Below are 25,969 nucleotides of genomic sequence, written 5' to 3'. Positions count from 1 at the left end.
GCGGGGAAGCCCCCCGCGGGACCCGCGTCAGGTCTTCTTGCGGAACTTCGCGACCGCGAGCGGCATGGCGACGGCCGTGATGGCGACCGTCCAGCCGAGGGTGATCAGCGTCGGGTGCAGCACCGCACCCTGGCCGTTGACCAGGGCACGGGCCGCGTCCGCCAGGTTGGAGAGCGGATTGACCTTGGTGAAGCCCTCCAGCCAGCCGGGCATCGACGTCGGCGGCGCGAAGATCGACGAGCCGAACTGCAGCGGCATCAGCACCAGCATCGCCATGCCCTGCACCGCCTGCGGGGTCTGCACGCTGAGTCCCAGCACGATGAAGATCCACATCAGGGCGACGCCGAAGGCCGTGGAGAGCGCGATCGCGCCGAGGAGGGCGAGGACGCCGCCCTTGAGCTCCAGGCCCATCAGGAAGCCCATGCCGAGCAGGATCGCGATGGCGATCAGCATCCGGCCGATCTCGACGACGATCTTGGCGATCAGGACCGAGGACCGGGCTATCGGCATGGTCCGGAAGCGGTCCATGACCCCCTTGCGGAAGTCGTCGTTGACGCCGCTGCCCACCGCCATGGCGATGTTCATGCTCATCATCGCCATCATGCCGGGGACCAGGTACTGGGTGTATCCGTGCTGGTGGCCCTTGCCGGCGATGGCGCCGCCGAGGACGTAGGTGAACAGCAGGATGAAGATGACGGGCATCAGCAGGACGTCCATCATCGACTCCGGGTCCTGCTTGATCTGCAGGACGTTGCGGCGCGCCAGCGCACCGATGTGCCGCAGATTGGCGCGCAGGCCGATCCGGCCCTCGTCGGCGCCCGGCTTCAGGGTCGGCGCCGTCAGTGTGGCCGTACTCATGCCGATACCTCCGCGTAGCTCTCGTCCTGGACGTCCTCGGAGCCGGTGGCCCGGGAGGTCTTCTGGCCCGTGATGGCCAGGAACACCTCGTCCAGGCTGGGCAGGTGGGTGGATATCCCGGAGAGCGCGAAGCCCCGCCGGCCGAGTACGCCGACCACCGCGGTCAGCTGCTCGTCGCTGATGATCGGGACGTTGACCACACCCTCGTCGTGGTCGGCGGTGGCGCCCGCGATGCCGTCCAGGCCGGCCTGCGCGATGGCGCCGACCATCTGGTCCAGCTCGCCCGGCCCGACCGGCCGGATCTGCAGCGTCCGGCCGCCGACCTTCGCCTTGAGGTCGTCGACCCGGCCCTCGGCGATCACCCGGCCACGGTCGATGACGGTGAGCTCGTCGGCCAGCCGCTCGGCCTCTTCCATGTACTGGGTGGTGAGCAGCACCGTCGCGCCCTCGCGCACCATCCCCTGGACCTCGTCCCACACCTCGTTACGGGTGCGGGGGTCGAGTCCGGTCGTCGGCTCGTCCAGATAGAGGACCGAGGGGCGGCCGATCATCGAGGCGGCCAGGTCCAGGCGGCGGCGCATTCCGCCGGAGTACTTGGCGGCGGGGCGCGTGGCGGCCTCGGTCAGGGAGAACCGCTCCAGCAGCTCGTCCGCCCGCCGGCGGGCGTCCTTGCGGGGCAGATCGAGCAGCCGCCCGATCATGTAGAGGTTCTCCCGGCCGGAGAGCTTTTCGTCGACCGAGGCGTACTGCCCGGTCAGGCCGATCGTGCGGCGCAGCGCGCGGGGCTGGCGCACCACGTCGAAGCCGGCCACCACGGCCTGCCCGGCATCCGGCACCAGGAGGGTGGACAGGCAGCGTACGAGGGTCGTCTTGCCGGCGCCGTTGGGGCCGAGCACGCCGAGTACAGTGCCTTCCCGCACGTCCAGGTCCACACCGTCGACGGCCTTGACGTCGCCGAAGTGCTTGACCAGACCGCGCACCTCCACGGCGTTGCCGCCCCTGGGAGTCATCGTCTGTCGCGTCATGCCCTCAAGGTGCCAGCGGCCGCCGACAGAGCGCCGACAGGCCGCCGACAGCCGGTCTGCCCGGTGTCGGCGGCCGGTCGGCGGGTCGCTCAGCGGAAGGTGTGCTCCGGCGCCGGGAAGGTGCCCCCGACGACGTCCTCGGCGAACGCCTTGGCCGCCCCGCCCAGCAGTTCCCGCAGGTCGAGGTACTGCTTGACGAACTTCGGCACCCGGCCGGCCGTCATGCCCGCCATGTCGGTCCACACCAGGACCTGGGCGTCGCACTCCAGCCCCGCGCCGATGCCGACGGTCGGGATGTGCAGCGAGCGGGTGACCTCGGCGGCCAGCTCCGCCGGCACCGCCTCCAGGACGACCGCGAACGCGCCCGCGTCCTGTACCGCCTTGGCGTCCCGCAGCAGCTGCTGGGCCGCCTCCTCGCCGCGGCCCTGGACGGGGTAGCCGCCGTAGGCGTGGACGGACTGCGGGGTCAGGCCCACATGGGCCATCACCGGGATGCCGGACGAGACCAGCAGTTCGACCTGGTGCGCGGAGCGCTCGCCGCCCTCCAGCTTGACGGCGCCCACCCCCGCCTCCTTGACCAGCCGGGTGGCGTTGCGCAGGGCCTGCACCGGGCCCTCCTGGTACGAGCCGAACGGGAGGTCGCCGACGACGAGGGCGCGGTCGGTGCCGCGGACGACGGCGGCGGCGAGCAGCGCGATCTCGTCCATCGTGACCGGCACGGTGGACTCGTAGCCGAGGTGGCAGTTGCCCATCGAGTCGCCGACGAGCAGGACGGGGATGCCGGCGCCGTCGAAGACGGAGGCGGTCATCGCGTCGTAGGCGGTGAGCATCGGCCACTTCTCGCCGCGCTCCTTGGCGGCGGCGATGTCGCGGACCGTGAGGCGGCGCGAGCCGCTGCCCCCGTACAGGGACTTGTCGACCGGCTTCTGGGCAGGCGAAAGCTGCGTCATGGTGACGGCTCCTGTTCATCATCTCGAGGCACCCTGACGGTGTCCCCGGAATCCCCTCCATGCTGGCACGCAGGGCGCGCCCAGGGGAAGGGGGCCGCCGGCTGCCGTGCGCACCGCTTTGACCTGTGCTTTCTCCGGGGCGAAGGGCAACGTCATCAATACGGAACGGGCTCGTATCGAAATGAGCGTATGGTGGGCGGCATGGCCACCTCTCCCCCCGTACCTGACGGCCCGCCCGCCCGCCAGGTCTCCGACACGGTCCACCGGCGCCGCTGGGCGATCCTGTCCGTCCTGATGCTCAGCCTGCTGATAGTCGTGCTGGACAACTCCATCCTCAACGTCGCGATGAAGACGATCGCGACCCCGGCGCCGTCCGGCCTCGGCGCCACGCAGAGCGAGCTGGAATGGGCGATCAACTCCTACACGCTCGTCTTCGCCGGGCTGCTGTTCACCTCCGGCCTGCTCGGTGACCGGCTCGGCCGCAAGAAGGTGCTGCTGTCCGGCCTGGTCGTCTTCGGCGCCGGTTCGGTGCTCGCCGGGATGGCCGCCTCGCCCGCCGAGCTGATCGCCTTCCGCGCCGTGATGGGCCTGGGCGGGGCCTTCGTCATGCCCGCCACCCTTGCCGTCCTGATGAACGTCTTCGAGCGCGACGAGCAGCCCCGGGCGATCGGCATCTGGGCCGGCGGCGTGGGCCTGGCCATCGCGATCGGCCCGATCGCCGGCGGCCTGCTGCTCGACCACTTCTGGTGGGGATCGGTCTTCCTCGTCAACGTCCCGATCGTGCTGATCGCACTCGCCACGATGGCCGTCCTGGTGCCCGACTCCAAGGACCCCAGCCCCGGCCGGCTGGACCCGCTCGGTGTGCTGCTGTCCGTGATCGGTCTGGTCCTGCTGATCTACGGGATCATCAGGGGCGGCCAGCTCGCCGACTTCACCGACCCGCAGGTGCTCGGCACGATCCTGGGCGGCCTCGCCGCGCTGACCGTCTTCGTCCTGCACCAGAAGCGCAGCGACCACCCGTCGATCGACATCAGCTACTTCCGCAAGCCCGCCTTCTCCGCCGCGATCGCCGCCGTGGCGCTGGTCTTCTTCGCGCTGATGGGCGTCACCTTCTTCATCGTCTTCTATGTGCAGAGCGTGCGCGGCTACAGCCCGCTGGAGGCCGGGCTGCTGATCCTGCCGCTGGCGGTCGCCCAGATGGTCTTCTCGCCGCGCGCCCGGCACGCGGTGGACCGCTTCGGCGCCCGGGCGGTGTGCACCGCCGGGATGCTGACCGTGGCCGTCACCATGTCCGGGCTGCTGCTGCTGGACACCGACACCCCGATCTGGGTCCTGGAGGCGGTGTTCTTCCTCCAGGGCACCGGCATGGCACACATCATGCCGCCGGTCACCGTCGCGGTCATGCAGTCGCTGCCGCGTGAGAAGGCCGGCTCCGGCTCGGCGCTCAACAACGTCTTCCGGCAGGTCGGCGGCACCCTCGGCGTGGCCGTCCTGGGCTCGCTGCTGTCCACCACCTACCGCAACGGCATCCAGGACCGGCTCGCCGCGCTGCCCGGCGTCCCGGCTCCCGCCCGCCACGCCGCCGGCGAGTCCGTCGAGGCCACCCTCGCCCTCGCCCGGCAGCTGGGCCCGGCCGGGCAGGACCTGATCGCCGCCGCCCGGAACGCCTTCGTGCACGCCATGCACGTCACGGCCCTCGGCTCGGCCGCCACCGCGGTGGTGGGAGCCGTCGTGGTCGCGGCCTTCCTGCCCGGCAGAATGGCACCGGCGCCGCACGAGGCGGAGCAGAACGAGGAACGAGAGGCAGGCGTGGGGCGATGAGCGGGGCGGCGGGAGACTCCGACGCGACGGCAGCCGGCGCCCGGCCGGACCCGGCGCCTCCCGGGCGCCGTGGCAGACCCCGCAGCGCCGCGGCCGACTCGGCCATCATCGAGGCCGTGCTCCACCTGATCGAGGACGGTGCCGCCATCGGCGAGCTGTCGATGGAGCGCATCGCCCGCCAGGCCGGCGTGGGCAAGGCCACGGTCTACCGCCGCTGGCCCGGCAAGGACGCCCTGATGGTGGACGTCATGCGGTCCCTGGACTCGCCGCCCCCGCCGCTGGGCGGCGAGTCCGTGCGCGACGACCTGATCGTCCTGCTGGAGTTCCTGCGCCGGCGCGGTCTCGCCAAGCGCAACTCGGCGCTGCTGCGCACCGTCGTCAGCCATGTCCAGGGGCACCCCCAGCTGTGGGCGGAGTACCACGAGACGGTCGTACGGGCACGTAACGAGGCGCTGTTGCGGGTGCTGCGGCGGGGCGTGGCCACCGGTGAGATCCGCGGCGACCATGATGTGGAGACCCTCGCCGACCTGTTCGTCGGTCCGATGCTGGCCCGCGCCATCCTCCACGAGTGGAAGGAACTCCCCGAGGGGCTCGCCCGGGACATCGTCGACCTGGTCCTCGAGGGCGTACGCCCCGGCCCGGGGCGGGCGGCGGGCTGAACCGCGCCGCCGCACCGGCCCGTTGTCCGCCCGTGTGCCCGCTCCCGACGAGGGAACATGCCCGTTCTGTCACAGCTGCCGCCGCCGGCCCGCCGGCCGGAACCCCATCCCGTCACCGCGCCGTCCTCACTGGCGAGCGGCGCCGCCCGCACCGCGTGGCAACGCGGCGTGCAGCTGGGCGGCACGGTTCTAAGAACGGGCATTAAGGCCGATCGCCTAGGGTCGGAGACCACAGGCGAGGCGCGGAGCAAGGCAGTGAGGACAGCTACATGGCGCAGGCATACATGACGGAACCGGGACAGGGGCACACCCCCGAGCGGGCCGGTTCCCGCGCCGGACGCCTGCGGAACTGGTGGCGCCCGGAGGGGATGTGGCGCCGCGGCATCGTGCTCGCGGTGCTGGCCGTGCTGCTCGGGCTGCTGATGTTCCTGCACGGCCGGATCCCCAACGACGTGGGAAACCTGGGCAGTCTGCTGGAGACGTTCCTGCCCTGGCTCGGAATCGGCGTGCTGCTGCTGCTGTTCCTCGCGGTGCTGCGCCGTTCCGCGACCGCGCTCCTCGCCCTCGTCCTGCCGGCCGTGGTCTGGCTCAACCTCTTCGGCGGGCAGCTCACCGACAAGTCGGGCACCGGCGGCAACCTCACCGTGGTCACCCACAACGTCAACGCCGACAACCCCGACCCGGCGGCCACCGCCCAGGACATCGTCCGCTCCGGGGCCGATATGGTCGCCCTGGAGGAGCTGACCGGCACCGCCCTGCCCACCTACCGGCGGGAGCTGGCGAAGACCTACCCCTACCGGGCGGTCGAGGGCACCGTCGGCGTCTGGAGCAAGCGGCCGCTGAGCAACTCCGGACCGGTGGACATCAAGATGGGCTGGACCCGGGCGTTGCGCACCACCGTGACCGCCGCCGACGGCCGGCAGCTCGACGTCTTCGTCGCGCATCTGCCCTCGGTACGCGTCAAGGTCGAGGCGGGCTTCACCGCGGGGCAGCGCGACGGCAGCGCCAAGGCGCTGGGCGAGGCGATCGCCGCCGACCCGGCCAAGAAGGTGATCCTGCTCGGCGACCTCAACGGCACCATGAACGACCGCTCGCTGGCTCCGGTCACCTCCCAGATGCGCTCCGCGCAGGGCGCCGCCGGCGACGGCTTCGGCTTCAGCTGGCCGGCCGCCTTCCCGATGGCCCGGATCGACCAGATCATGATGAAGGGCATCGACCCGGTGGCCGCCTGGACACTGAAGGCCACCGGCAGCGACCACCTGCCGCTCGCGGCCTCCGTCAGGATCTGACGCCGCCCGGGGGGCGTGCACCGGACGCGGAGTCGTAACGTCCCGTTCTCGCGTCGGAATACTGGACCTGAGAGACTTTGTTCCGTACGTAAACGAACTGGGCGGCGAACCGCCCGCACGTCCCTCGGAAAGGTCCAGGTCCACATGCCCTTGGCTCTGCTCGCTCTCGCGATCTCGGCCTTCGGAATCGGCACCACGGAATTCGTGATGATGGGCCTGCTGCCCAACGTCGCGGACGATCTGGGCACCTCGGTGCCCACCGCCGGCTACCTCGTCTCCGCCTACGCCCTCGGCGTCGTCATCGGCGCCCCGCTGCTGACCGCCCTCGGCTCCCGCATCCCGCGCAAGCGGATGCTCGTCCTGCTGATGGCGGTCTTCACGGTGGGCAACCTCGCCTCCGCCCTCGCCCCCACCTTCGGCCTGCTGGTCGCCGGCCGGCTGCTCGCCGGGCTCCCGCACGGCGCGTTCTTCGGCGTCGGCGCGGTGGTGGCCGCCCGGCTGGTGCGCGAGGGCCGCCAGGCCCGCGCGGTGGCCACCATGTTCCTCGGCCTGACCATCGCCAACATCGTCGGTGTCCCCGCCGCGACCCTGCTCGGCCAGCACCTGGGCTGGCGTGCCACCTTCCTCGTGGTCGCCGGCATCGGCCTCGCCGCGATGGCCGCCCTGGCCCGCCTGGTCCCCCCGCTGCCCGCCGAGGAGCGCACCGGCCTGGCCCGCGAGCTGCGCTCCCTCGGCAACCGCCAAGTGCTCCTCGGGCTGCTGACCACGGTCTTCGGCTTCGCCGGGATCTTCGCCGTCTACAGCTACCTCGCGTCGACGATGACCAAGGTGACCGGCTTCTCCGAGACCTCGGTCACGCTCGTCCTCGCCCTCTTCGGGATCGGCATGACCCTCGGCGCCCTCGCGGCGGGCCCGCTCACCGACCGCGCGCTGCGCCCCACCCTGTACGGCGCGCTGGGGGCCCTCGCCCTCGTGCTGGCCGTCTTCCACTTCACCGCCGAGGTGAAGTGGGCCGCCCTGGTGGGCGTCGTCCTCATCGGCGCCATCGGCTTCCTGACCACCACACCCCTGCAGATGCTCGTCATGAACAAGGCGCACCAGGCACCCACCCTGGCCGCCGCCTCGAACCAGTCGGCCTTCAACCTCGCCAACGCGGGCGGTGCCTGGGTCGGCGGCCTGGCCATCGCGGCCGGCTGGGGCTGGACCTCCCCGGCCCTGGTGGGCGCCGTCCTGGCCGCCGTCGGCCTGGCCGTCGCGGTGGTCGCCGGACTGCTGGACCGCGATGCCCACGACCCCTCCCGCATCGTGGCCCGCGGGGAGGCGGCCGCGGTATCCGCCGACGAGACGGTGCCGGCCGGCGGCTGAGGTCCCATGTCGCCGGCCGTCCCGCTGTGGGGGGCGTGGTCAGCTGCACCCTGGGGACGCATCACAGGGCGCAGCTGACCCGGAACGCGCACCCCCACCGACCCGCTCTCCACCCACCCGTGGGAGGGGCCGCGCCGCAGGACGGAGTCCGGAGGTGGTGCACCGCACCCACCAAACCCACGCCCGCCGCAGGCGCAACGACGCGAAACCACCACGGCGGGAAACCACCGCGATGCGAAACCACACGGCGGGATGGACCCAGCGTGGGGAGAAGGCCAGGCGCTACGCGCCCTCCCGCCAGTGGTTGGTGATCGGCAGCCGGCGGTCCTTGCCGAAGCCCTTGGCGGAGATCTTGGTGCCCGGCGGGTACTGGCGGCGCTTGTACTCGGCGTGGTCGACCATCCGCAGCACCCGGGTCACCAGCTCCGCGTCGAAGCCCTGCGCCACGATCTCCTCGCGGCCCCGGTCCCGGTCGACGTACAGCTCCAGGACCCGGTCCAGGACGGCGTAGTCGGGCAGCGAGTCGGTGTCCACCTGGCCGGGGCGCAGCTCGGCGCTCGGGGGCTTGGTGAGGGTGTTCTCCGGGATCGGCGGGGTCTGGCCGCGGTCGGCCGCCGCCTGGTTGCGCCAGCGGGCGAGCTGGAAGACGACGGTCTTGTAGACGTCCTTGATCGGCCCGTAGGCGCCCACCGAGTCGCCGTAGAGCGTCGAATAGCCGCACGCCAGCTCGGACTTGTTGCCCGGCGCGAGGACGAGGTGGCCCTCCTGGTTGGAGATGGCCATCAGCGTCGTGCCGCGCAGCCGTGACTGGAGGTTCTCCTCGGCGAGGCCGGTCAGACCCAGCGCCTCCATGTACGCGTCGAACATCGGGGCGATCGGCACCGTGCGGAAGGCGAGCCCGGTGCGCCGTGCCAGTTCGGCGGCGTCGGTGAGGGAGTGCTCGGAGGAGTAGCGCGAGGGCATCGCGACGGCGTGGACGTGCGCCGGGCCCAGCGCGTCACAGGCGAGGGCGGCGACCAGCGCGGAGTCGATGCCGCCGGACAGGCCGATGACCACGCTGTGGAAGCCGTTCTTGGCGACGTAGGCACGCAGGCCGACGACCAGCGCGGTGTAGATCTCCTCGATGTCGCCCAGCCGTTCGGCCTCGCCGCCGAGCGTCTCGGGGGCGTACGGCGGCAGCGGGTCGGGGGTCAGGACGACGTGGTCGACGCGCAGGCCGTCGTCCAGGACGCCGGCGGGCGCCTCGGGTGCCGCGTCCGGCAGTTCGAGGTCGACCAGCACGCAGCCCTCCGCGAACTGCGGTGCCCGCGCGATCACCCCGCCGTCCTTGTCGACCACGATGGAGTCGCCGTCGAAGACCAGCTCGTCCTGTCCGCCGATCATCGCCAGATAGGCGGTGGTGCAGCCGGCCTCCTGGGCTCGCTTGCGCACCAGTTCCAGCCGGGTGTCGTGCTTGTCCCGCTCGTAGGGCGAGGCGTTCACGGACACCAGCAGCCCGGCCCCCGCGCTGCGGGCCGCCGGTACCCGGCCGCCGTCCTGCCACAGGTCCTCGCAGATGGCGAGCGCGACATCGACGCCGTGCACCCGGACGACGGGCAGGGTGTCTCCGGGGACGAAGTACCGGAACTCGTCGAAGACGCCGTAGTTGGGCAGATGGTGTTTGGCGAAGCTCAGGACGACCTCGCCGCGGTGCAGTACGGCGGCGGCGTTCTGCGGGGCGCCGGCCGGCCGGCCGTACCGCTTCTGGTCCTGTGCACAGCGGTCGAGATAGCCGACGACCACCGGGAGTTCGCCCAGCCCCTCGGTGGCCAGCCGACCGGCCAGGGCGCGCAGTGCGGTGCGGCTCGCCTCGACGAAGGAGGAGCGCAGCGCGAGGTCCTCGACGGGATAGCCGGTGAGCGCCATTTCGGGGAAGGCGACGAGGTGCGCGCCCTGGTCGGCGGCATGCCGCGTCCAGTGCACGATCGTTTCGGCGTTCCCGGTGATGTCGCCGACGCAGGAGTCGATCTGGTTGAGGGCGAGACGAAGTTGGGCCACGGGATCAGTGTAGTGGAGAATAATCGTCGAATTGACGCGAAGGGGGAGGTCGGACGTCCCTCGTCCCTTCGCGTCCCCAGGTGGGCCGGCCTACTTCCTGCGGTAGCCCACGGTCGTCATCATCCCCGACTCCGAGTGGTAGATGTTGTGGCAGTGGAGCATCCACAGCCCCGGATTGTCGGCCTCGAAGTCGACGTTGACGGTGCTGCCGGGCAGCACGATCGTGGTGTCCTTCCGGGCTCCGCCGCCGGGCAACGCGAAGGTGTGCCCGTGCAGATGCATCGGGTGCCACATCCTGCTGTGGTTGTGGAAGGCGAGCCGCACCCGCTCACCGGCCTCGACCGGGTAGCGCTCGGTGGGTGTGTACTGCTTCCCGTTGAGCGCCCAGTCGAACTTCTCCATCGTGCCGCTGAGGACGAAGTCGAGGGTGCGATCGGCGCGCCGGGCGACCGCCCGCACGGACTCCGCGGCCCTCAGCCGGTCCGCGGTCACCAGCTTGCCGTCCAGGTTCTTCGGGCGGACCGACGGTCCGGGCGCGGCGCCGCCGCCGGTGCGCAGGAGGGCGAGCGCGGTGCGGTTCTTGCCCTCGGCGAGCGCGGTGAGCGGGAAGACGCCGTCCTTGGCGGTGACCAGGACGTCGTAGCGCTCGCTCATACCGATCAGCAGGGCGTCGGTCTCGGTGTGCTCGACGGGGTGGCCGTCGGTGTGCGTGATGGTCATCTTGTGACCGCCCAGGGCGACCCGGTAGGCGGTGTCGCCGCCCGCGTTGATGAGCCGGATCCGGATCCTGTCGCCGGGCTTTGCCCGGAACACCTCCGGGTCCTCGGCGACGCGGCCGTTGATGAGGTGGTACGGGTAGTCCACATCGCCGGGTTCGCCGCGCAGCAGCCGGCTCCTGGCGGCCTTCAGCCGGCGGGACGGCCCTTTGGTGCCGGGCTCCTCGGACCGGCCGCCGTCCATGGTGTGCCCGTCGTCGTCCCCCATGTCCATGCCGTGCCCCGTGCCGCCGCCCCTGCCCCCGTGCAGCTCGGCCATGACGGCGTCCGGGGTGCTGCCGTCCACCCCGTCGACCCAGTCGTCCACCAGCACCACCCACTCCCAGTCGTAGTGGAGCGGCTCCCTGGGGTCGTCGACGATCACCGGTGCGTACAGCCCGCGGTCGATCTGCACGCCGGTGTGCGGATGCAGCCAGTACGTGCCGGGGTGCGTGGTGGCGAACCGGTAGGTGAAGGACGCACCGGACTTGATGGGGCGCTGGGTCACGCCCGGGACGCCGTCCATGTCGTTGCGCAGCGTCAGCCCGTGCCAGTGCACGGACGTGGACTTGGGCAGGTGGTTGTGCAGGGTCAGCTGGAGGGTGTCGCCCGCGGTGACGCGGACCTCCTTGCCGGGGAGCTCGTGGCCGTAGGCCCAGGTGTGGACGGTGCGGCCGCCCAGATCCACCTCGGCGGTGGCGGCGGTGAGCCGGAACTTCCGTACGGTGCCGTCCGTGCGGCGGTGCTTCTCGGCCGCGGCGACCTCCGGGCCGTCGGGGCTGACGTAGCCGGACGGGTCGCCGTCGTGGCGCATGCCGTTCTTGCCGTCGTCCATGCCGTCCATGCCGTCCATGCCGCGCGGGCCGGAGCTGCCGTCGGAACAGGCGGCCAGCAGGGCGCCGCCCGCGGCGGCGACGCCGGCGCCGAGCACCGTGCGGCGGGAGCTGGAGGGAGCGGGGGACTGGGAGGAATGCATACGCATGGCTGAGCACCTCGTGTCGGTTTCGAAGTGAGCAAGTCGAAGTGAGGAACGGAAGAGGGGGCGCGCGGGCGCGAACGCGGACAGGCGTCGGCGTCGTGGCGCGCTCCTGCACGCGCAGCACCGACAGCGGGGCGAGGAGTCCGTGGCGGGGCGGTGCGGGGCCGACCGCCCGTGGCGCCGTGCGCCGCCGTCACCCCATTGCCATGGACCATCCGCCTATCCTTGGCCGTTCCACGCTTTTGGTGCGCCCGGCGCTCCGTCCGACGGGCCGGGTCCACCCGATCCGATCACCAGGACGTCCCGGCCGTGCCCCGCCCCGCCTCTCCCGGGCCGCCGCCGTCCCGGGTGCCGGCAGGGTGCCGAGGCCGCCCGGCCGGGCACAAAGAAGTCAGGACACCGAAGCCGGAGGCCACGCACATGACCCGACGCCCCATACGCATCCCTGGCCGCATCCGCACCGTCGACGGCATCCGGCTGCATGTTCTCTCCGAGGGCAGCGGTCCGCCCTGCGTCCTCAGCGGCGGCCTCGGCATGGCCTGGTTCGACTGGGACGAGGTGGCCGCGCTGCTCGCCCCGCACCGCACCGTCATCCGCTTCGACCGGCCCGGCCTCGGCCTGAGCGCCCCGTCAGCCACGCCGCCCGACCTCGCCGCCGAGGCGCACCGGATCGCCCACGTCCTGGACGTCCTGGGCCTCCCGGGCCCGGCCACCGTCGTCGGCCACTCCCTCGCCGGCTTCCACGCCGAGGCGTTCGCCCGGCTGCACCCGCACCGGTGCGCCGGACTGGTCCTCGTCGACGCCAGCATCGAGGAGGACCCGCGCCCGCTGCTGCCCCGCGCGGCCCGCACGGCCTGGGCGTCCGGCCTCGCCACCGCGTTGTCCGCAGCCGGGGTGCCGCGCGCCCTGGGCCCCGCCGCCCGCCGGCTGATCGGCCGCGCCTCCACCGTCGGCAGCCATCCGCCGCACCCGTGGGAGAGCGTCGGCTACCGCACCAGCCGGGTGCTGCGCGCCTGCGTCCTGGAGAACGCCACCTACCCCTACCAGGCGGCCGACCTCGTCGCCCTGCGGCCCGGCCATCCGCTCCCGGTAATCCCGGTCGCCGTCCTGGCGGCGTACAACGGCGGCGAGACCGCCCGCGATCTGCGCTGGCTGGAACGCCAGCGGGCGCTCGCCGCCGCGCTGGGCGGCCGCTGCACGGTCGCCGCCCCGGCCGGCCATCTGGTGATGGCCGATGCACCGGGGGCGGTCGCCCGTGCGGTACTGGACCTCAGCCCCGTCGATCCTGCGACAGCAGGGCGGTGAGCAGCGGTACCTCGTGCGTCCGGCTCACCTCCAGGGCGAGCCATGAGCCGTCGGGGAACGCGAGGTCCACCCGCTGCTTGTGGCGCGGCGGATGCGGCTCGCGGCGCACCGCGAACCGCCCGCGGGGGAGCTCACCGAGCAGCTGCGCCGCTTCCCGCTCATGCCACGTGGGTTTGTTCAGCAACAACAGCCGCTGGTCGGTGCACGCCAGCGCGATCTTGTCGTTGGTGTACCCGCCGTCGTCCATCGGGCCGGTGCGCGCGGTGATGACGAACCAGCCCGCCGTGCTGTCCCAGCCGCCCTCCCAGACCCGCCCCCGGAAGATCCGGCGGATGCCGCGCCAGGTTTTGCCGGCGCCGTCCTCCAGCAGTCCGGCGGGAAGGGAACACAGCCACGTGACGTACGCCCAGGGCAGAAAGATCCGCTGCCATCCCTTGAACCCTGAACTCGTATCCACCTCCGGCTTGGGCTTGCGGTACCGCTTCGGGATGCTTTCGGGGGCCAGTACGTCCAGCCTCACCGGGAGCACGCCCTGTAGTGCCTCGCCCGGTCGCAGATGAGCGGTGGTGTGCGGGACGAGCCAGGCGTCCCCGTCCCAGTCCGGGACTACGAGGGTGGGGTTCATATCCGTCTCTCTGTCTGCCCTGGCGCTCAGCCGAAGGTGTCCTCGATGCTGGCCTTGGGCACGCGGTACGGCTCCGGCGACTTCGGGCCCTTGCCGTCGTGCTCGTCCAGCGCCTCCTTGCCGAAGTGCTCGACCGCTTCCTTCGCCTTGCCCTGGTAGTCGCCCGTGAGACCGGTGGTGGCCGTGAGGACAGGGTTTATGACGTGGCCGCGGAGCAGGCCCTTCGACACCATTTTGTGGGCTTGCCAGTCCTTCAACGTCTGCCCGTCCAGACGCCGGTTCTTGAACTTGCTCATCGTGCGCAGCGTCTTGGCAGCAGCCTTCGCCTCCTTGAAGGCCTTCCAGGACTTCTCACCCTCCTTGAACTTCCGCACGGCCTTCATCAGGTCACTCAGAGTCTTGGCCAGTTTGACGGAGACCCTCTCCACCCTGGCCAGGAAGACCGCCACCTCCCCCTCGACGACCAGCGCGTCCACAACCGAGGCCAGCCCCAGCGTGACGATGTCGGCGACCAGCATCGCGGCGATCGACATCGCCGCCCACTCGATGGCCTCGCGGATGATCGCGACGACGGCGTCCTCGGCGAACTTGCACTCCGCGGCGGCCTGGCTGAGGATGCTCGCGCACTCGCCCATCTCCTTGGCGGTGCCGTCGATCGCCTCGACGATCTGGCCCATGCCGCGGCCGAAGCCGTCGGAGGCGTCGCCTTCCCACTCCTCCGGCAGGTGGCGCGTGGCCTGCCGGATCCCCTCGGACACCTTGTGCAGCGCGGCCGCCTGCGCGCGCCACTCCTGCGCGGCCGCGGTGAGCTGCGACGGCATACCGGTGAGCTTTTCGAGCTCGTCCATGAGCCCGACCTTGTCCAGGAACCACCGGATGGCATCGTCCAGCCCCTCGTCGATGCCGTGCTCCGCGTTGTTGCTGATCTCCGGGATGTCGGGGAGCTTCTCGATCTCCTTGTTCACCCACGCGTACGCGTCCGAAGCCGTTGTCATGTCTACGCACCCCCGCCGTTGCCGCTGAAGCCCGACTCGAGTTCGTGCTCGATGGCGACGTAGTTGCCCGCCGTGGCCCGCAGGGCCTCCACCGCCCCCTCGAGCAGCTCGACGAGGTCATGGACGTTCTCCTGCGCCGCGGTGGCATGCTCCTTGTACGCGCTGAGCAGCTCGTCGGACTCCGGCAGCTTGCCGAAGGCTCCGGAAGGAATCTCCACATGTTCCAGCGCCCGCGCGATCCGTGGGATCGCTTCCTTCTGCTGGTCGGTTCCGGACGCACAGTGGAATATCGCGTCCGGGTTGATCTGGAAGCCTTGCCCCATTACCCGTCTCCCCCTGGTCGGGTTGTCCATCACCATCTCGGCCAAGGCTAGGAAGGCCATGACACAGACCCTTCAACGCCAGGTCAAGGCCGCTCTACTGAAGGATCAAGACTTGGTCAAGCCCCCCGATTGCCGTCCCCGGCCGCGCTGACTCCTCCTCGTGCGGGAAGGATCGGGGCGAGGGTCACGGGCCGACGGTTCTGCTTCAGGCCAAGGGTGCGTAATGTGACGGTAACCCCCTCACGTGATACTGGTGTGCCACGCGGCGTGATCCCACGTGCGTGGACAGGCCGATTGACCTGCAAGGATTGGTGAGCCATGGACAAGCAGCAGGAGTTTGTGCTCCGGACTCTGGAAGAGCGCGATATTCGCTTCGTCCGGCTGTGGTTCACCGACGTGCTGGGCTTTTTGAAGTCGGTGGCGGTGGCCCCGGCGGAGCTGGAGCAGGCCTTCGACGAAGGCATCGGCTTCGACGGTTCGGCCATCGAGGGCTTCGCCCGGGTCTACGAATCCGACATGATCGCCAAGCCCGATCCCGGCACCTTCCAGATCCTGCCCTGGCGGGCCGAGGCCCCCGGCACCGCCCGGATGTTCTGCGACATCCTGATGCCCGACGGCTCCCCGTCGTACGCCGACCCGCGCTACGTCCTCAAGCGCATCCTGGCCAAGACCTCCGACCTCGGGTTCACCTTCTACACCCACCCGGAGATCGAGTTCTTCCTGCTCAAGGACAAGCCCGTGGACGGCCGGCGGCCGACCCCCGGTGACTCCTCTGGCTACTTCGACCACACCCCGCAGAACGTCGGCATGGACTTCCGCCGCCAGGCGATCACGATGCTGGAGTCGATGGGCATCTCGGTGGAGTTCAGCCACCACGAGGGCGCGCCCGGCCAGCAGGAGATCGACCTGCGCTACGCCGACGCCCTGTCGACCGCCGACAACATCATGACGTTCCGTCTGGTCATGAAGCAGGTGGCGCTGGAGCAGGGCGTGCAGGCCACCTTCATGCCCAAGCCGTTCTCCGAGTACCCGGGCTCGGGCATGCACACCCACCTCTCCCTCTTCGAGGGCGACCGGAACGCCTTCCACGAGTCCGGCTCGGAGTACCAACTCTCCAAGGTGGGCCGCTCGTTCATCGCCGGTCTGCTGCGGCACGCGGGCGAGATCTCCGCGGTCACCAACCAGTGGGTCAACTCCTACAAGCGCATCTGGGGCGGCGCCAACCGCACCGCGGGCGCCGGCGGCGAGGCCCCCTCGTACATCTGCTGGGGCCACAACAACCGCTCCGCGCTCATCCGCGTCCCGATGTACAAGCCCGGCAAGATGGGCTCGACCCGGGTCGAGGTCCGCTCGATCGACTCCGGCGCCAACCCGTACCTGACGTACGCGGTGCTGCTCGCCGCCGGGCTCAAGGGCATCGAGGAGGGCTACGAACTGCCGGCCGGTGCCGATGACGACGTCTGGGCGCTGTCCGACTCCGAGCGCCGCGCGATGGGCATCGAGCCGCTGCCGCAGAACCTCGGCGAGGCCATCGAGCTGATGGAGCGCAGCGAACTGGTCGCCGAGACCCTCGGCGAGCACGTCTTCGACTTCTTCCTGCGCAACAAGAAGCAGGAGTGGGAGGAGTACCGCTCCGAGGTCACCGCCTTCGAGCTGCGCAAGATGCTGCCCGTGCTCTGAGTCACCGCGCCACCGAGAGGCTGGACCCATGGCACTTCCCGCGCCGCAGGGACGGCGGAGCAGCACCTTCACCCGGATGCTGAGACACGGGTTCACGGACCCCTCGGCGGCCGGGCGGCTGCTCGGCACGCCCGAGTTCTCCTCGGTGCGCGAGGATTCGGTCCTTCTGGAGGCGCTCGGCGGCACCGCGGACCCCGATCTCGCGCTGCTCGGTCTGGCCCGTCTGGTGGAGGCGCTGCCCCCCGAGGAGCAGCAGGAACTGCTGAGCACGCTGGTGGCCGCCAAACCGCTGCGCGACCGGCTGCTGGGGGTGATGGGCGCCTCCGAGGCGCTCGCCGACCATCTCGCCCGGCACCCGGCCGACTGGCGTTCGCTGGCCACGTACGAGTACGTCGACCTGCACCCCACCACCCCCGAGTTCGAGCAGGCGCTGGCGGAGGGCATCTGGGGCGAGCGCGGCGCGGACCGCGCCCGCGCGGACGCGCTGCGGGTCGCCTACCGACGGTCCCTGATGGGCATCGTGGCCCGCGACGTGTGCGGGACGACCGATGTCGCCGAGGCCGCGGCGGAGCTGGCGGACCTGGCCACCGCGACCGTGCGCGCCGCCCTCCAGATCAGCTACGAAGAGGCCCCCGGCGACGCGGCGGTCTGCCGGCTGGCCGTCATCGCCATGGGCAAGTGCGGTGCCCGGGAGCTGAACTACGTCTCCGACGTCGACGTCATCTTCGCCGCCGAGGCGAAGGAGGGCGTGGAGGAGGCGAAGGCGCTCCAGGCCGCCACCCGGCTCGCCTCGCGGATGATGCGGCTCTGCTCGGACGTCACCGTCGAGGGCACCATCTGGCCGGTGGACGCCAACCTGCGCCCGGAGGGCCGCAACGGTCCGCTGGTGCGCACCCTCTCCAGCCATCTCGCCTACTATCAGCGCTGGGCCAAGACCTGGGAGTTCCAGGCGCTGCTCAAGGCCCGCCCGATGGCCGGCGACCTGGACCTGGGGCAGGCGTACGTCGACGCGCTGGCACCGATGGTCTGGCAGGTCGCCGAGCGGGACAACTTCGTCGCCGACGTCCGTCAGATGCGCCGCCGGGTGGTGGCGAACATCCCCGCAGACCGCGTCGATCGGGAACTCAAACTCGGCCCCGGCGGCCTGCGCGACGTCGAATTCGCCGTGCAGCTGCTGCAGTTGGTGCACGGCCGCAGCGACCGTACGCTGCGCAGCGCCGGCACGCTGGACGCGCTGGCGGCGCTGGCGGCCGGCGGCTATGTGGGGCGCCAGGATGCCGCCGCGCTGGACACGGCCTACCGGTTCCTGCGCGCGCTGGAGCACCGCATCCAGCTCTTCCGGATGCGCCGTACGCATCTGATGCCCGAGGAGGAGACGGATCTGCGGCGCCTGGCCCGCTCCCTGGGCATGTTCACCGAGCCGGTCGACGCCCTCCGCAAGGAGTGGAAGTGGCACGCCAGAGAGGTGCGCCGACTGCATGAGAAGCTCTTCTACCGTCCGCTGCTCGACGCCGTCGCCCATCTGGAGCCCGGCGAGACCCGACTGTCCGCCAAGGCCGCCGGCCACCGCCTGGAGGCCCTCGGGTATGCGGATCCGGTCGCCGCGCTGCGCCACCTGGAGGCGCTGGCGTCCGGAGTGACCCGGAAGTCTGCCATCCAGCGGACGCTGCTGCCGGTGCTGCTGGCGTGGTTCGCGGACTCCGCCGACCCCGACGCCGGACTGCTCAACTTCCGCAAGGTGTCCGACGCGTTGGGCAAGACGCCGTGGTATCTGCGGCTGCTGCGCGACGAGGGCGCCGCCGCCGAGAACCTCGCCCGGGTGCTGTCCGCCGGGCGCCTCGCCCCCGACCTCCTGCTGCGCGCCCCCGAGGCGGTCGCGCTGCTGGGGGCCGCCGACGGCCTCAAGCCGCGCGGCCGGGCCGCGCTGGAGCAGGAGGTGCTGGCCGCGGTGGGCCGCGCCGACGGCGCCGAGGCGGCGGTCGCGGCGGCCCGCGGGGTCCGCCGCCGGGAGTTGTTCCGGACCGCCGCCGCCGATCTGATCGGCGCGTACGGCACGGACGGCAACCCTGCCGAGAAGGACCACGGCCACGCCATCGACGCCGTCGGCTCCGCCGTCTCCGACCTCAACGCCGCCACCCTCGCCGGTGCACTGCGCGCGGCGGTCCGCGAGCAGTGGGGCGACACCCTGCCCACCCGCTTCGCCGTCATCGGCATGGGCCGGTTCGGCGGCCATGAGCTGAGCTACGGCTCGGACGCCGACGTGCTGTTCGTCCACGAACCCCGCGAGGGCGCCGACGAGCAGGAGGCCGCCAAGGCCGCCCAGGCCATCGCCAACGAAATGCGCCGGCTGCTCCAACTCCCGTCCGCCGACCCGCCGTTGCCCATCGATGCGGATCTGCGTCCGGAGGGCCGGTCGGGCCCGCTGGTGCGCACCCTCGCCTCGTATGCGGCCTACTACCGGCGCTGGTCGCTGGTGTGGGAGGCGCAGGCCCTGCTGCGTGCCGAGCCGGTCGCCGGGGACGCCGGGGTGGGGCAACGGTTCGTCGACCTGATCGATCCGCTGCGCTATCCGGCCGAGGGCCTGGGCGAGGACGCGGTCCGGGAGATCCGGCGGCTCAAGGCCCGCATGGAGTCCGAGCGGCTGCCGCGCGGCGCCGACCCGACCACCCACGCCAAGCTGGGGCGCGGCGGCCTGAGCGATGTCGAGTGGACCGTGCAGCTGTTGCAGATGCGCCACGGCTGGGAGATTCCCGGGCTGCGCACGACCCGTACCCGTCAGGCGCTGGCCGCCGCGCACGCCGCCGGGCTGATCGGCACCGAGGACGCGCAGACCCTGGACGAGGCGTGGGTGCTGGCGGCGCGGGTGCGCAACGCCGTGATGCTCGTCCGCGGGCGCTCCGGTGACACCTTCCCGGTGGACGGCCGTGAACTGGCCGCGGTCGGCCGCTACCTCGGCTACGAGGAGGGGCACGTCGGGGACATGCTCGACGACTACCGGCGGATCACCCGGCGGGCGCGGGGAGTCGTCGAGGAGCTCTTCTACGAGGGCTGAGCGGGGGCGGCGGGCGGCCGCTCACGCCCCCGGCAGCCCGCGGCAGTACGCCAGGTACCCGGCCAGCGTCAGATCGAAGGCGTGGTCGGCGCGGTCCGGGCCGGTCGCCTCCTGGGCCGCCGACAGGCGTGGAGTGTCGACGTCCCCGGACACGTCCCACATCGGCTCGGGCGCCGACATGTCCAGCGCCGAGCCCAGCACGATGTTGTCCAGGCCGGTGATCACGGGCATCACCATGGCCGGCGCAAAGCCCGCGTCCAGCAGCAGCCCGGCCACCCGGTCGTACTGGGAGAGCACCTTCGGGGCGCGGATCGGTGAGGTCATGAGCATCCCGATCGCGCGGGGATGGGCGGCGAACGCGGCGCGGTAGGAGCGCGCCCAGGCCGCCAGCGCGAGGTCCCAGGGGGCGTCGCCCAGGGTGCCGGGGTCGATCGCGTCGGTGATCCGTTCCCGCAGCAGCTCGATCACCCCGGCCCGGCCGTCCACATGGTGATACACCGACGCGGTCTGCACGCCGAGCCGGCGGGCCACCTCCGGGACGCTGAAGTCGCCCATCTCGTCGACGAGTTCGAGCGCCGTCGCCCCGATGCGCTCCTTGTCCAGCAGGGCCTTCCGCGGCCGCCCCATGGTGCCCCCTTCCGACCGACCCGTCGCCGGGTCTTCCCGAATCGTACGGCGAGGGGTACGGTCCAAAAACCGAAAGGCTTTAGGTTTTTTTCGCGGTCATGCTGCCGTCACATCCCCGAACGTGCCGGGCCGCCTCTCCTCCCCTCGCCGTCCGCAGAAGGGCACCGAGTCATGGCCGTCGAGTCCGAGTCCCGCAACGGGGCGCCGCAGCAGCCCGCACCACCGACCCCCGCCGAGGACACCTCGCTCCGCCGCGGCACCCTCGGCGTCGCCGATATCGCCTTCTTCGTCATCTCCGCCGCCGCGCCGCTCACCGTCATGGCCGGCACCTCCCCGCTCGCCATCGCCGCGGGCGGCGTCGGCGCCCCCGTCGGCTACGTCCTGGCCGGCGCCACCCTCGCCCTCTTCGCTGTCGGCTTCACCACCATGGCCCGCCACGTCCGCAACGGCGGCGGCTTCTACGCCTTCATCACCCGCGGCCTCGGCCGCCCGGCCGGCTTCGGCGCCGCGACCGTGGCGCTGCTCGCCTACAACGGCATGCAGATCGGCGTCTACGGACTCCTGGCCACCGCCACCCAGGACGCCCTGACGGCGTTCTGGGGCATCCACGTCCCCTGGCCGCCGATCGCCCTCGTCGGCGTCCTCGTCATCTGGTACCTCGGCTACCGCAGCATCGACTTCGGCGCCAAGGTGCTGGGCGTCCTCCTGGCCGCCGAGACCGGCATCCTCGTGCTGCTCGCCGGTGGAGTGCTGCTGCACGGCGGCGCGCACGGACTGGGGGCGGACTCCTTCACCACCGGCAATGTGCTGGTCCCCGGCACCGGCGTGGTTCTGGCGTTCGCGTTCGCCGCCTTCACCGGCTTCGAATCCACCGCCATCTACCGCCGCGAGGCCCGCAGTCCGGCCCGCACCATCCCGCGCGCCACCTACATCGCCGTCGCCTTCCTCGGCCTCTTCTACGCCTTCACCATCTGGATCGTCATCCAGGCGTTCGGCAGCGACAAGATCGTGTCGGCCGCGCTGCACGACCCGGCGGGCCTGTTCTTCACCGCCACCACGCGGTACGTGGGCGGCTGGGCCGCCGGCCTGATGCACGTCTTCATCATCACCAGCATCCTCGCCTCCCAACTGGCCTTCCACAACGCGATCAACCGCTACGGCCTGGCCATGGCCCAGGAAGGCGTGCTGCCCGGCCCGCTCGGCAGGGTCCACCCGCGCCACCGGTCGCCGTACCTGGCCGGAGCCGCGCAGAGCGTTCTCGCGACCGTTGTCGTCCTCGGCTTCGCCCTCGCCGGCATGGACCCCTACCAGCAGCTCCTGCTGTGGATGAACACTCCTGGAATGCTGGGCCTGTTGGCGCTCCAGGCGGTCACCGCGGCCGCCGTCCCCTGCTATTTCCGCCGCTTCACCCATCAGGAGGGGCTGCTGCGCACGGTCGTCACGCCCGTCGCCGCCACCGTGTTGATGATCGGTGCCCTCTGGCTGGTCATCGCCAAGATCGACCTGATGACGGGGGCGCCCTTCACCACCAATGTCGTCCTGGTCCTCACCGTCCCGCTCGCCTTCCTGCTCGGCCTCGCCCTCGCCCGACGGGTACGCCGCACCCGCCCGGAGGTCTACGCGGGCTTCGCGGCGGAGCCGGCGGAGGACGACGAGGACGAGGAGGACGACGAGGGCGGCGCGGACGACGAGGACGACCGGAACGACGAGAAGGGGGAGAAGGGGGAGAAGAGGGAGAAGGGCGCAGCCGCTGCTGCGTCCGCCGCCGGGACGGCCCGCTGAAGTCACCCGGCCACCACGGCCACCACGGCCGAACCACCCGCATCCCACCCGCGCCCCAAGGAGCCCGTATGCCCGCCGCCCTCACCACCGCCGACACCGTCCTCACCGGTGCCCGGGTCCGCACCCTCGACCCCGCGCGCCCCACGGCCGGGGCCGTCGCCGTCAAGGACGGACGGATCGCCGCGGTGGGCGAGGAACGGGACGTACGGGACTGGCGGGGCGCGGCGACCGAGGTCATCGACCTGGCCGGGGCCACCCTGACGCCCGGTCTCGTCGACGGCCACAGCCACCCCGTCTGGGGCGTCGAGATGGCGACCGGCACCGACCTCTCCGACTGCCGCGACCTCGCCGGACTGCGCTCCGCCCTCGCCGCGTCGGCCCGCGCGCTGGGCCCCGGAGAGTGGCTCACCGCATGGGGCCTGGACCACAACGTCTTCGCCGGCCACGCCGTCCACCGCGACCTGATCGAGGACGCACTCGACGGCGCCCCCGCCGTCATCCGGCTCTACGACGGCCACTCGGCGCTGGCCAGCGGCCGGGCCCTGGCGGCGGCGGGCATCACCGGGCCGCGCACGTTCGGCCAGCGCGCCAGCGTCGTCTGCGACGCGGACGGCCGCCCCACCGGCCACCTCGTCGAACACGCCGCGATGAACCTCCTGATGCCCGTCGTCCCCCGGCCCTCGGCCGCCGACCGGCGCGCCCGGCTCCTGACCCTCCTGAGCGAGATGGCCGCCGGCGGCCTGACCGGTGCCCATGTGATGGACATGGAGAACGAGGACGTCCCCGAGCTGCTTGCCGGTATCGAGGCGGACGGCGACCTCCCCGTCCGCCTCCGGCTCGCCCCCTGGTGCATGCCCGGCATCGACGCCGAAGGGCTCGACCACCTCGTCGCGCTCCAGCGCCTGGCCGGCCGTCACTGGCGGGTCGGCGGCGTGAAGTTCTTCATGGACGGCACCGTCGAGGGCGGTACGGCGTGGCTGGAGCACCCGGACTGCCACGGTCAGGGCACCGACGCCTTCTGGCCCGACCCGGCGGCCTACACCCACGCCGTGCACCACCTCGCGCGGGCCGGGGTCCGCACCGCCACCCACGCCATCGGCGACGCCGCCGTACGGCACGTCCTGGACACCGTCGAACTGCTCGGTGACGACCCGACCGCCCGCTACCGCCACCGCGTCGAGCACATCGAGACCGTCCCCGCCGACCAGCTCGGCCGTTTCGCGCGCCTCGGTGTCGCCGCCTCGATGCAGCCGACCCACACCGCCTACACCCGCGCCGATCACACCGACGCCTGGTCCCTCCGGGTCGGCGAGGAGCGCGCCGGCCGCGCCTGGCGCTGTCGCGATCTGCGCGACGCCGGAGCGGTCCTGGTCCTGGGCTCCGACTGGCCGATCGCCCACCACGACCCCCGCCAGGTCCTCGCCACCGCGCGCCTGCGCCGTCCCGCGGGCGAGCCCGGCGTCGCACCCGTCACCCCGGAACAGGCCCTGACCGGCCTGATGGCCCTGGAGGGCTGTACCTCGCACGCCGCGCTGGCGGCCGGTGAGGAGTCCGAGGCGGGCCGCATCGCGCCCGGATTCCGCGCCGACCTCACCGCGCTCGCCGTGGATCCGGTGACCGCACCGGGCGATGAGCTCGGCGCCGCACCGGTGCGGCTGACGATGACGGGCGGGCGGGTCACGCACCGCGGAGTGAGTTGACGCCGCATACCTATACGGCGGACCTTGGGCCAGTCGGGTGACGGGCGGGACGCGCGCGCGGCGAGCCCTCCCGCCCGTCGGCCGGAGGGCGCTCAGCCCGCCTTCAGCAGATTCGCGTCCGGCGCCGCGACATATCGCGCCAGCCGGTGCGGCAGCCTGCCGTACCAGCTCATCGCGGCCGTGAATCCGAAGGTCAGGCAGAGGGCACCGCCGACCGCGTCCAGCCAGAAGTGGTTGGCGGTGGACACGATGACCAGCAGGGTCACGGTGGGGTAGAGCAGGCCCAGGATCCGGGCCCACAGCGGCCTGGCCAGCAGCGCGATGGTGATGCCGCACCACAGCGACCACCCGATGTGCATGGAGGGCATCGCGGCGTACTGGTTGGACATCGACGCGAGGTTGCCCGACGCCATCGAGCCCCAGGTGTCGTGCTGGACCACGGTGTCGACGAAGCCGCCGCCGGACATCAGCCGCGGCGGCGCCAGCGGGTAGAAGTAGTAGCCGGCCAGGGCGATCCCGGTCGTCGCGAAGAGCGCCGTCCGGGCGGCGGCGTACCGGCCCGGATGCCAGTGGTAGAGCCAGATCAGCACGCCGATCGTCACGATGAAGTGCAGCGTCGCGTAGTAATAGTTCATCGAAACGATCAGCCACGTCACGGAATTCACCGCGTGGTTGACGGTGTGCTCCACGGCAATGCCCAATGAGTGCTCCGCATGCCAGATCCAGTCGGCATTGCGGAGCGCTTTGGCCTGTTGTTCCGGCACGGCATTGCGAATGAGCGAGTACGTCCAGTAACTGACCGCGATCAGCAGGACCTCGAACCAGAGGCGTGGCGTGCGAGGTGTGCGCACCCGGGCCCACCGGCGTCCGCCCGACGGGCGGTCCGCGCTTCCCTCACGGGGTGGCGGGGCGGTGGGCCGACCGTCCAAAGTCCTCATATGCGGATCACCCATAGGCAGACAGTCTGCCAGAAACGGGCGTGTCGCCGATCATCCTTCGGTCGGGTATTCGAAGGTCGGTATCCCTCTGTGGAGGGACAACCGACCCCCGTAACCCGGAGGAATTGCCGACCGAATCCCTGAGATCCGTCTCAGGGTGTACGGACAGGTCGGGGAATCCGGGCCGGCTTGGGCGCCGATGCGGTGGAGCCGCGCACCACCAGCTCCGGATGGAAGACGAATTCGCTGTGCGGCGCGGGAGTGCCGCCGATCTCCTCCAGCAGCGCGCGTACCGCCGCCTGGCCCATGGCCGTGACCGGCTGCCGGATCGTGGTCAGCGGGGGATCGGTGAAGGCGATGAGCGGGGAGTCGTCGAAGCCGACGACGGACACCTCGCCCGGCACGTCCAGACCCCGCTGCCGCGCCGCGCGGATGGCCCCCAGCGCCATCATGTCGCTGGCGCAGACCAGGGCCGTGGCGCCGCGTTCGATCAGCGCGCCGGCCGCCGCCTGCCCGCCCTCCAGGGTGAAGAGGGAGTGCTGGATGAACGGCGCCACCTCGGCGGGGCCGAGCTGGAGACGCTCCTGCATGCTGCGGACGAAGCCCTCGATCTTGCGCTGTACGGGCACAAACCGCTCGGGTCCGAGCGCCAGCCCGATCCGCCGGTGGCCGAGGGCGTGCAGGTGGGTGACGGCCAGGTCCACGGCGGCCCGGTCGTCGGGGGAGACGAACGGTGCCTGCACCTTGTCGGAGAAGCCGTTGATGAGGACGAAGGGCACGCCCAGGCCGCGCAGCTGCGCATAGCGCTGCATGTCGGCGGAGGTGTCGGCGTGCAGCCCCGAGACGAAGATGATGCCGGCGACACCGCGGTCCACCAGCATCTCGGTCAGCTCGTCCTCGGTGGAGCCGCCCGGTGTCTGGGTCGCGAGGACCGGTGTATAGCCCTGACGGGTCAGCGCCTGCCCGATGACCTGGGCGAAGGCGGGGAAGATGGGGTTCTCCAGCTCGGGCGTGATCAGCCCGACCAGTCCCGCGCTCCGCTGGCGCAGCCGCACCGGACGTTCGTAGCCCAGCACGTCGAGGGCGGCCAGCACCGACTGGCGGGTGGTGGCGGAGACACCGGGCTTTCCGTTGAGAACCCGGCTGACGGTGGCCTCGCTGACACCCGCCTGTGCTGCGATATCGGAAAGCCGGGCGGTCATGG

Annotated in this window: 20 protein-coding genes; 9 read left to right on the top strand and 11 right to left on the bottom strand. The window is 71.7% G+C overall.

Features of this window, described 5'->3' with window-relative positions:
- Positions 1–27 precede the first annotated feature (27 nt).
- The 3 genes from ACGFML_RS31865 to panB all read right to left on the bottom strand — a co-directional run bounded on the left by ACGFML_RS31865 (position 28) and on the right by panB (position 2,833).
- Positions 28–858 (bottom strand): ABC transporter permease, encoded by an 831-nt coding sequence (locus ACGFML_RS31865; RefSeq protein WP_393549109.1) that lies wholly within the window; start codon positions 856–858, stop codon positions 28–30.
- Positions 855–1,883, bottom strand: coding sequence for an ATP-binding cassette domain-containing protein (locus ACGFML_RS31860; protein WP_393549108.1), 1,029 nt, complete (start codon positions 1,881–1,883; stop codon positions 855–857). The genes ACGFML_RS31865 and ACGFML_RS31860 overlap by 4 nt, the downstream gene beginning before the upstream one ends.
- Before the next feature lie 89 nt (positions 1,884–1,972).
- Positions 1,973–2,833 carry a 3-methyl-2-oxobutanoate hydroxymethyltransferase gene (panB, locus tag ACGFML_RS31855; RefSeq protein WP_393549107.1) on the bottom strand — a complete coding sequence of 287 codons (861 nt, stop codon included), beginning with the start codon at positions 2,831–2,833 and terminating at the stop codon, positions 1,973–1,975.
- A 201-nt stretch (positions 2,834–3,034) separates the two neighbouring features.
- Between panB and ACGFML_RS31850 the strand changes: the two genes are divergently transcribed.
- The 4 genes from ACGFML_RS31850 (at position 3,035) to ACGFML_RS31835 (ending at position 7,967) form a co-directional block, all read left to right on the top strand.
- Complete coding sequence (locus ACGFML_RS31850; protein WP_393549106.1) at positions 3,035–4,654, top strand: DHA2 family efflux MFS transporter permease subunit; 1,620 nt, start codon at positions 3,035–3,037, stop codon at positions 4,652–4,654.
- Positions 4,651–5,313: a TetR/AcrR family transcriptional regulator gene (locus ACGFML_RS31845; RefSeq protein WP_393549105.1), complete on the top strand. Its 663-nt coding sequence runs from the start codon at positions 4,651–4,653 to the stop codon at positions 5,311–5,313. The genes ACGFML_RS31850 and ACGFML_RS31845 overlap by 4 nt, the downstream gene beginning before the upstream one ends.
- Positions 5,314–5,597: 284 nt before the next feature.
- Positions 5,598–6,602 carry an endonuclease/exonuclease/phosphatase family protein gene (locus ACGFML_RS31840; RefSeq protein WP_393549152.1) on the top strand — a complete coding sequence of 335 codons (1,005 nt, stop codon included), beginning with the start codon at positions 5,598–5,600 and terminating at the stop codon, positions 6,600–6,602.
- A gap of 144 nt (positions 6,603–6,746) precedes the next feature.
- Positions 6,747–7,967, top strand: a complete 1,221-nt coding sequence (locus ACGFML_RS31835; protein WP_393549104.1) for an MFS transporter — start codon at positions 6,747–6,749, stop codon at positions 7,965–7,967.
- Positions 7,968–8,249: 282 nt separating this feature from the next.
- On the opposite strand, the gene ACGFML_RS31830 is transcribed toward ACGFML_RS31835, so the two are convergent.
- Both ACGFML_RS31830 and ACGFML_RS31825 read right to left on the bottom strand, forming a co-directional pair.
- Positions 8,250–10,004, bottom strand: coding sequence for an NAD+ synthase (locus ACGFML_RS31830; protein ID WP_393549103.1), 1,755 nt, complete (start codon positions 10,002–10,004; stop codon positions 8,250–8,252).
- A gap of 90 nt (positions 10,005–10,094) precedes the next feature.
- Positions 10,095–11,741, bottom strand: a complete 1,647-nt coding sequence (locus ACGFML_RS31825; protein ID WP_393549102.1) for a multicopper oxidase family protein — start codon at positions 11,739–11,741, stop codon at positions 10,095–10,097.
- Between the two features lie 417 nt (positions 11,742–12,158).
- Here ACGFML_RS31825 and ACGFML_RS31820 point away from each other — a divergent pair, with 417 nt between their 5' ends.
- On the top strand, positions 12,159–13,043 hold the full coding sequence (locus ACGFML_RS31820) for an alpha/beta fold hydrolase (RefSeq protein ID WP_393549101.1): 885 nt from the start codon (positions 12,159–12,161) through the stop codon (positions 13,041–13,043).
- Here ACGFML_RS31820 and ACGFML_RS31815 read toward each other — a convergent pair.
- From ACGFML_RS31815 to ACGFML_RS31805, 3 genes are read right to left on the bottom strand one after another with little or no spacing between them, the layout of a single operon-like run.
- Positions 13,009–13,668, bottom strand: coding sequence for a hypothetical protein (locus ACGFML_RS31815; RefSeq protein ID WP_393549100.1), 660 nt, complete (start codon positions 13,666–13,668; stop codon positions 13,009–13,011). The two genes, ACGFML_RS31820 and ACGFML_RS31815, sit on opposite strands and share 35 nt — an antisense overlap.
- Before the next feature lie 26 nt (positions 13,669–13,694).
- The gene (locus ACGFML_RS31810; RefSeq protein WP_393549099.1) at positions 13,695–14,663 is read right to left on the bottom strand and encodes a WXG100 family type VII secretion target; all 969 of its coding nucleotides are present in this window, start codon (positions 14,661–14,663) and stop codon (positions 13,695–13,697) included.
- A gap of 2 nt (positions 14,664–14,665) precedes the next feature.
- Positions 14,666–14,986 carry a hypothetical protein gene (locus ACGFML_RS31805; RefSeq protein WP_393549098.1) on the bottom strand — a complete coding sequence of 107 codons (321 nt, stop codon included), beginning with the start codon at positions 14,984–14,986 and terminating at the stop codon, positions 14,666–14,668.
- Positions 14,987–15,304: 318 nt separating this feature from the next.
- Between ACGFML_RS31805 and glnA the strand changes: the two genes are divergently transcribed.
- Complete coding sequence (gene glnA / locus ACGFML_RS31800) at positions 15,305–16,666, top strand: type I glutamate--ammonia ligase (RefSeq protein WP_189102998.1); 1,362 nt, start codon at positions 15,305–15,307, stop codon at positions 16,664–16,666.
- Between the two features lie 28 nt (positions 16,667–16,694).
- Positions 16,695–19,718 (top strand): bifunctional [glutamine synthetase] adenylyltransferase/[glutamine synthetase]-adenylyl-L-tyrosine phosphorylase, encoded by a 3,024-nt coding sequence (locus tag ACGFML_RS31795; RefSeq protein WP_393549097.1) that lies wholly within the window; start codon positions 16,695–16,697, stop codon positions 19,716–19,718.
- A 21-nt stretch (positions 19,719–19,739) separates the two neighbouring features.
- Here ACGFML_RS31795 and ACGFML_RS31790 read toward each other — a convergent pair whose 3' ends face one another.
- Positions 19,740–20,345, bottom strand: coding sequence for a TetR/AcrR family transcriptional regulator (locus ACGFML_RS31790; RefSeq protein ID WP_393549096.1), 606 nt, complete (start codon positions 20,343–20,345; stop codon positions 19,740–19,742).
- A 171-nt stretch (positions 20,346–20,516) separates the two neighbouring features.
- Here ACGFML_RS31790 and ACGFML_RS31785 point away from each other — a divergent pair, with 171 nt between their 5' ends.
- A complete protein-coding gene (locus ACGFML_RS31785) occupies positions 20,517–22,127 on the top strand; it encodes an APC family permease (RefSeq protein ID WP_393549095.1) in 1,611 nt (536 codons plus the stop codon).
- 68 nt (positions 22,128–22,195) lie between these two features.
- Positions 22,196–23,827, top strand: coding sequence for an amidohydrolase (locus tag ACGFML_RS31780; protein WP_393549094.1), 1,632 nt, complete (start codon positions 22,196–22,198; stop codon positions 23,825–23,827).
- A 92-nt stretch (positions 23,828–23,919) separates the two neighbouring features.
- Here the strand turns inward: ACGFML_RS31780 and ACGFML_RS31775 are convergent, their stop codons facing one another.
- A complete protein-coding gene (locus ACGFML_RS31775) occupies positions 23,920–24,780 on the bottom strand; it encodes a phosphatase PAP2 family protein (protein WP_393549093.1) in 861 nt (286 codons plus the stop codon).
- 137 nt (positions 24,781–24,917) lie between these two features.
- Positions 24,918–25,967, bottom strand: coding sequence for a LacI family DNA-binding transcriptional regulator (locus ACGFML_RS31770; protein ID WP_393549092.1), 1,050 nt, complete (start codon positions 25,965–25,967; stop codon positions 24,918–24,920).
- Positions 25,968–25,969 lie beyond the last annotated feature (2 nt).

This window comes from Streptomyces sp. NPDC048650, from assembly GCF_043199095.1.
Lineage (GTDB): Bacteria > Actinomycetota > Actinomycetes > Streptomycetales > Streptomycetaceae > Streptomyces.
This window is presented reverse-complemented; position numbering and strand designations above follow the sequence as displayed.

Excerpts from the sequence above, each read along its gene's own strand:
- ACGFML_RS31820 (WP_393549101.1), top strand. The coding sequence starts at position 12,159 with ATGACCCGACGCCCCATACGCATCCCTGGCCGCATCCGCACCGTCGAC.
- ACGFML_RS31850 (WP_393549106.1), top strand. The coding sequence starts at position 3,035 with ATGGCCACCTCTCCCCCCGTACCTGACGGCCCGCCCGCCCGCCAGGTC.
- ACGFML_RS31860 (WP_393549108.1), bottom strand. The coding sequence starts at position 1,883 with ATGACGCGACAGACGATGACTCCCAGGGGCGGCAACGCCGTGGAGGTG.
- ACGFML_RS31865 (WP_393549109.1), bottom strand. The coding sequence starts at position 858 with ATGAGTACGGCCACACTGACGGCGCCGACCCTGAAGCCGGGCGCCGAC.
- ACGFML_RS31835 (WP_393549104.1), top strand. The coding sequence starts at position 6,747 with ATGCCCTTGGCTCTGCTCGCTCTCGCGATCTCGGCCTTCGGAATCGGC.
- ACGFML_RS31795 (WP_393549097.1), top strand. The coding sequence starts at position 16,695 with ATGGCACTTCCCGCGCCGCAGGGACGGCGGAGCAGCACCTTCACCCGG.
- ACGFML_RS31815 (WP_393549100.1), bottom strand. The coding sequence starts at position 13,668 with ATGAACCCCACCCTCGTAGTCCCGGACTGGGACGGGGACGCCTGGCTC.
- ACGFML_RS31810 (WP_393549099.1), bottom strand. The coding sequence starts at position 14,663 with ATGACAACGGCTTCGGACGCGTACGCGTGGGTGAACAAGGAGATCGAG.
- ACGFML_RS31845 (WP_393549105.1), top strand. The coding sequence starts at position 4,651 with ATGAGCGGGGCGGCGGGAGACTCCGACGCGACGGCAGCCGGCGCCCGG.
- ACGFML_RS31775 (WP_393549093.1), bottom strand. The coding sequence starts at position 24,780 with ATGGGTGATCCGCATATGAGGACTTTGGACGGTCGGCCCACCGCCCCG.
- ACGFML_RS31770 (WP_393549092.1), bottom strand. The coding sequence starts at position 25,967 with ATGACCGCCCGGCTTTCCGATATCGCAGCACAGGCGGGTGTCAGCGAG.
- ACGFML_RS31805 (WP_393549098.1), bottom strand. The coding sequence starts at position 14,986 with ATGGGGCAAGGCTTCCAGATCAACCCGGACGCGATATTCCACTGTGCG.
- ACGFML_RS31790 (WP_393549096.1), bottom strand. The coding sequence starts at position 20,345 with ATGGGGCGGCCGCGGAAGGCCCTGCTGGACAAGGAGCGCATCGGGGCG.
- panB (WP_393549107.1), bottom strand. The coding sequence starts at position 2,833 with ATGACGCAGCTTTCGCCTGCCCAGAAGCCGGTCGACAAGTCCCTGTAC.
- ACGFML_RS31840 (WP_393549152.1), top strand. The coding sequence starts at position 5,598 with ATGACGGAACCGGGACAGGGGCACACCCCCGAGCGGGCCGGTTCCCGC.
- glnA (WP_189102998.1), top strand. The coding sequence starts at position 15,305 with ATGGACAAGCAGCAGGAGTTTGTGCTCCGGACTCTGGAAGAGCGCGAT.
- ACGFML_RS31785 (WP_393549095.1), top strand. The coding sequence starts at position 20,517 with ATGGCCGTCGAGTCCGAGTCCCGCAACGGGGCGCCGCAGCAGCCCGCA.
- ACGFML_RS31780 (WP_393549094.1), top strand. The coding sequence starts at position 22,196 with ATGCCCGCCGCCCTCACCACCGCCGACACCGTCCTCACCGGTGCCCGG.
- ACGFML_RS31825 (WP_393549102.1), bottom strand. The coding sequence starts at position 11,741 with ATGCGTATGCATTCCTCCCAGTCCCCCGCTCCCTCCAGCTCCCGCCGC.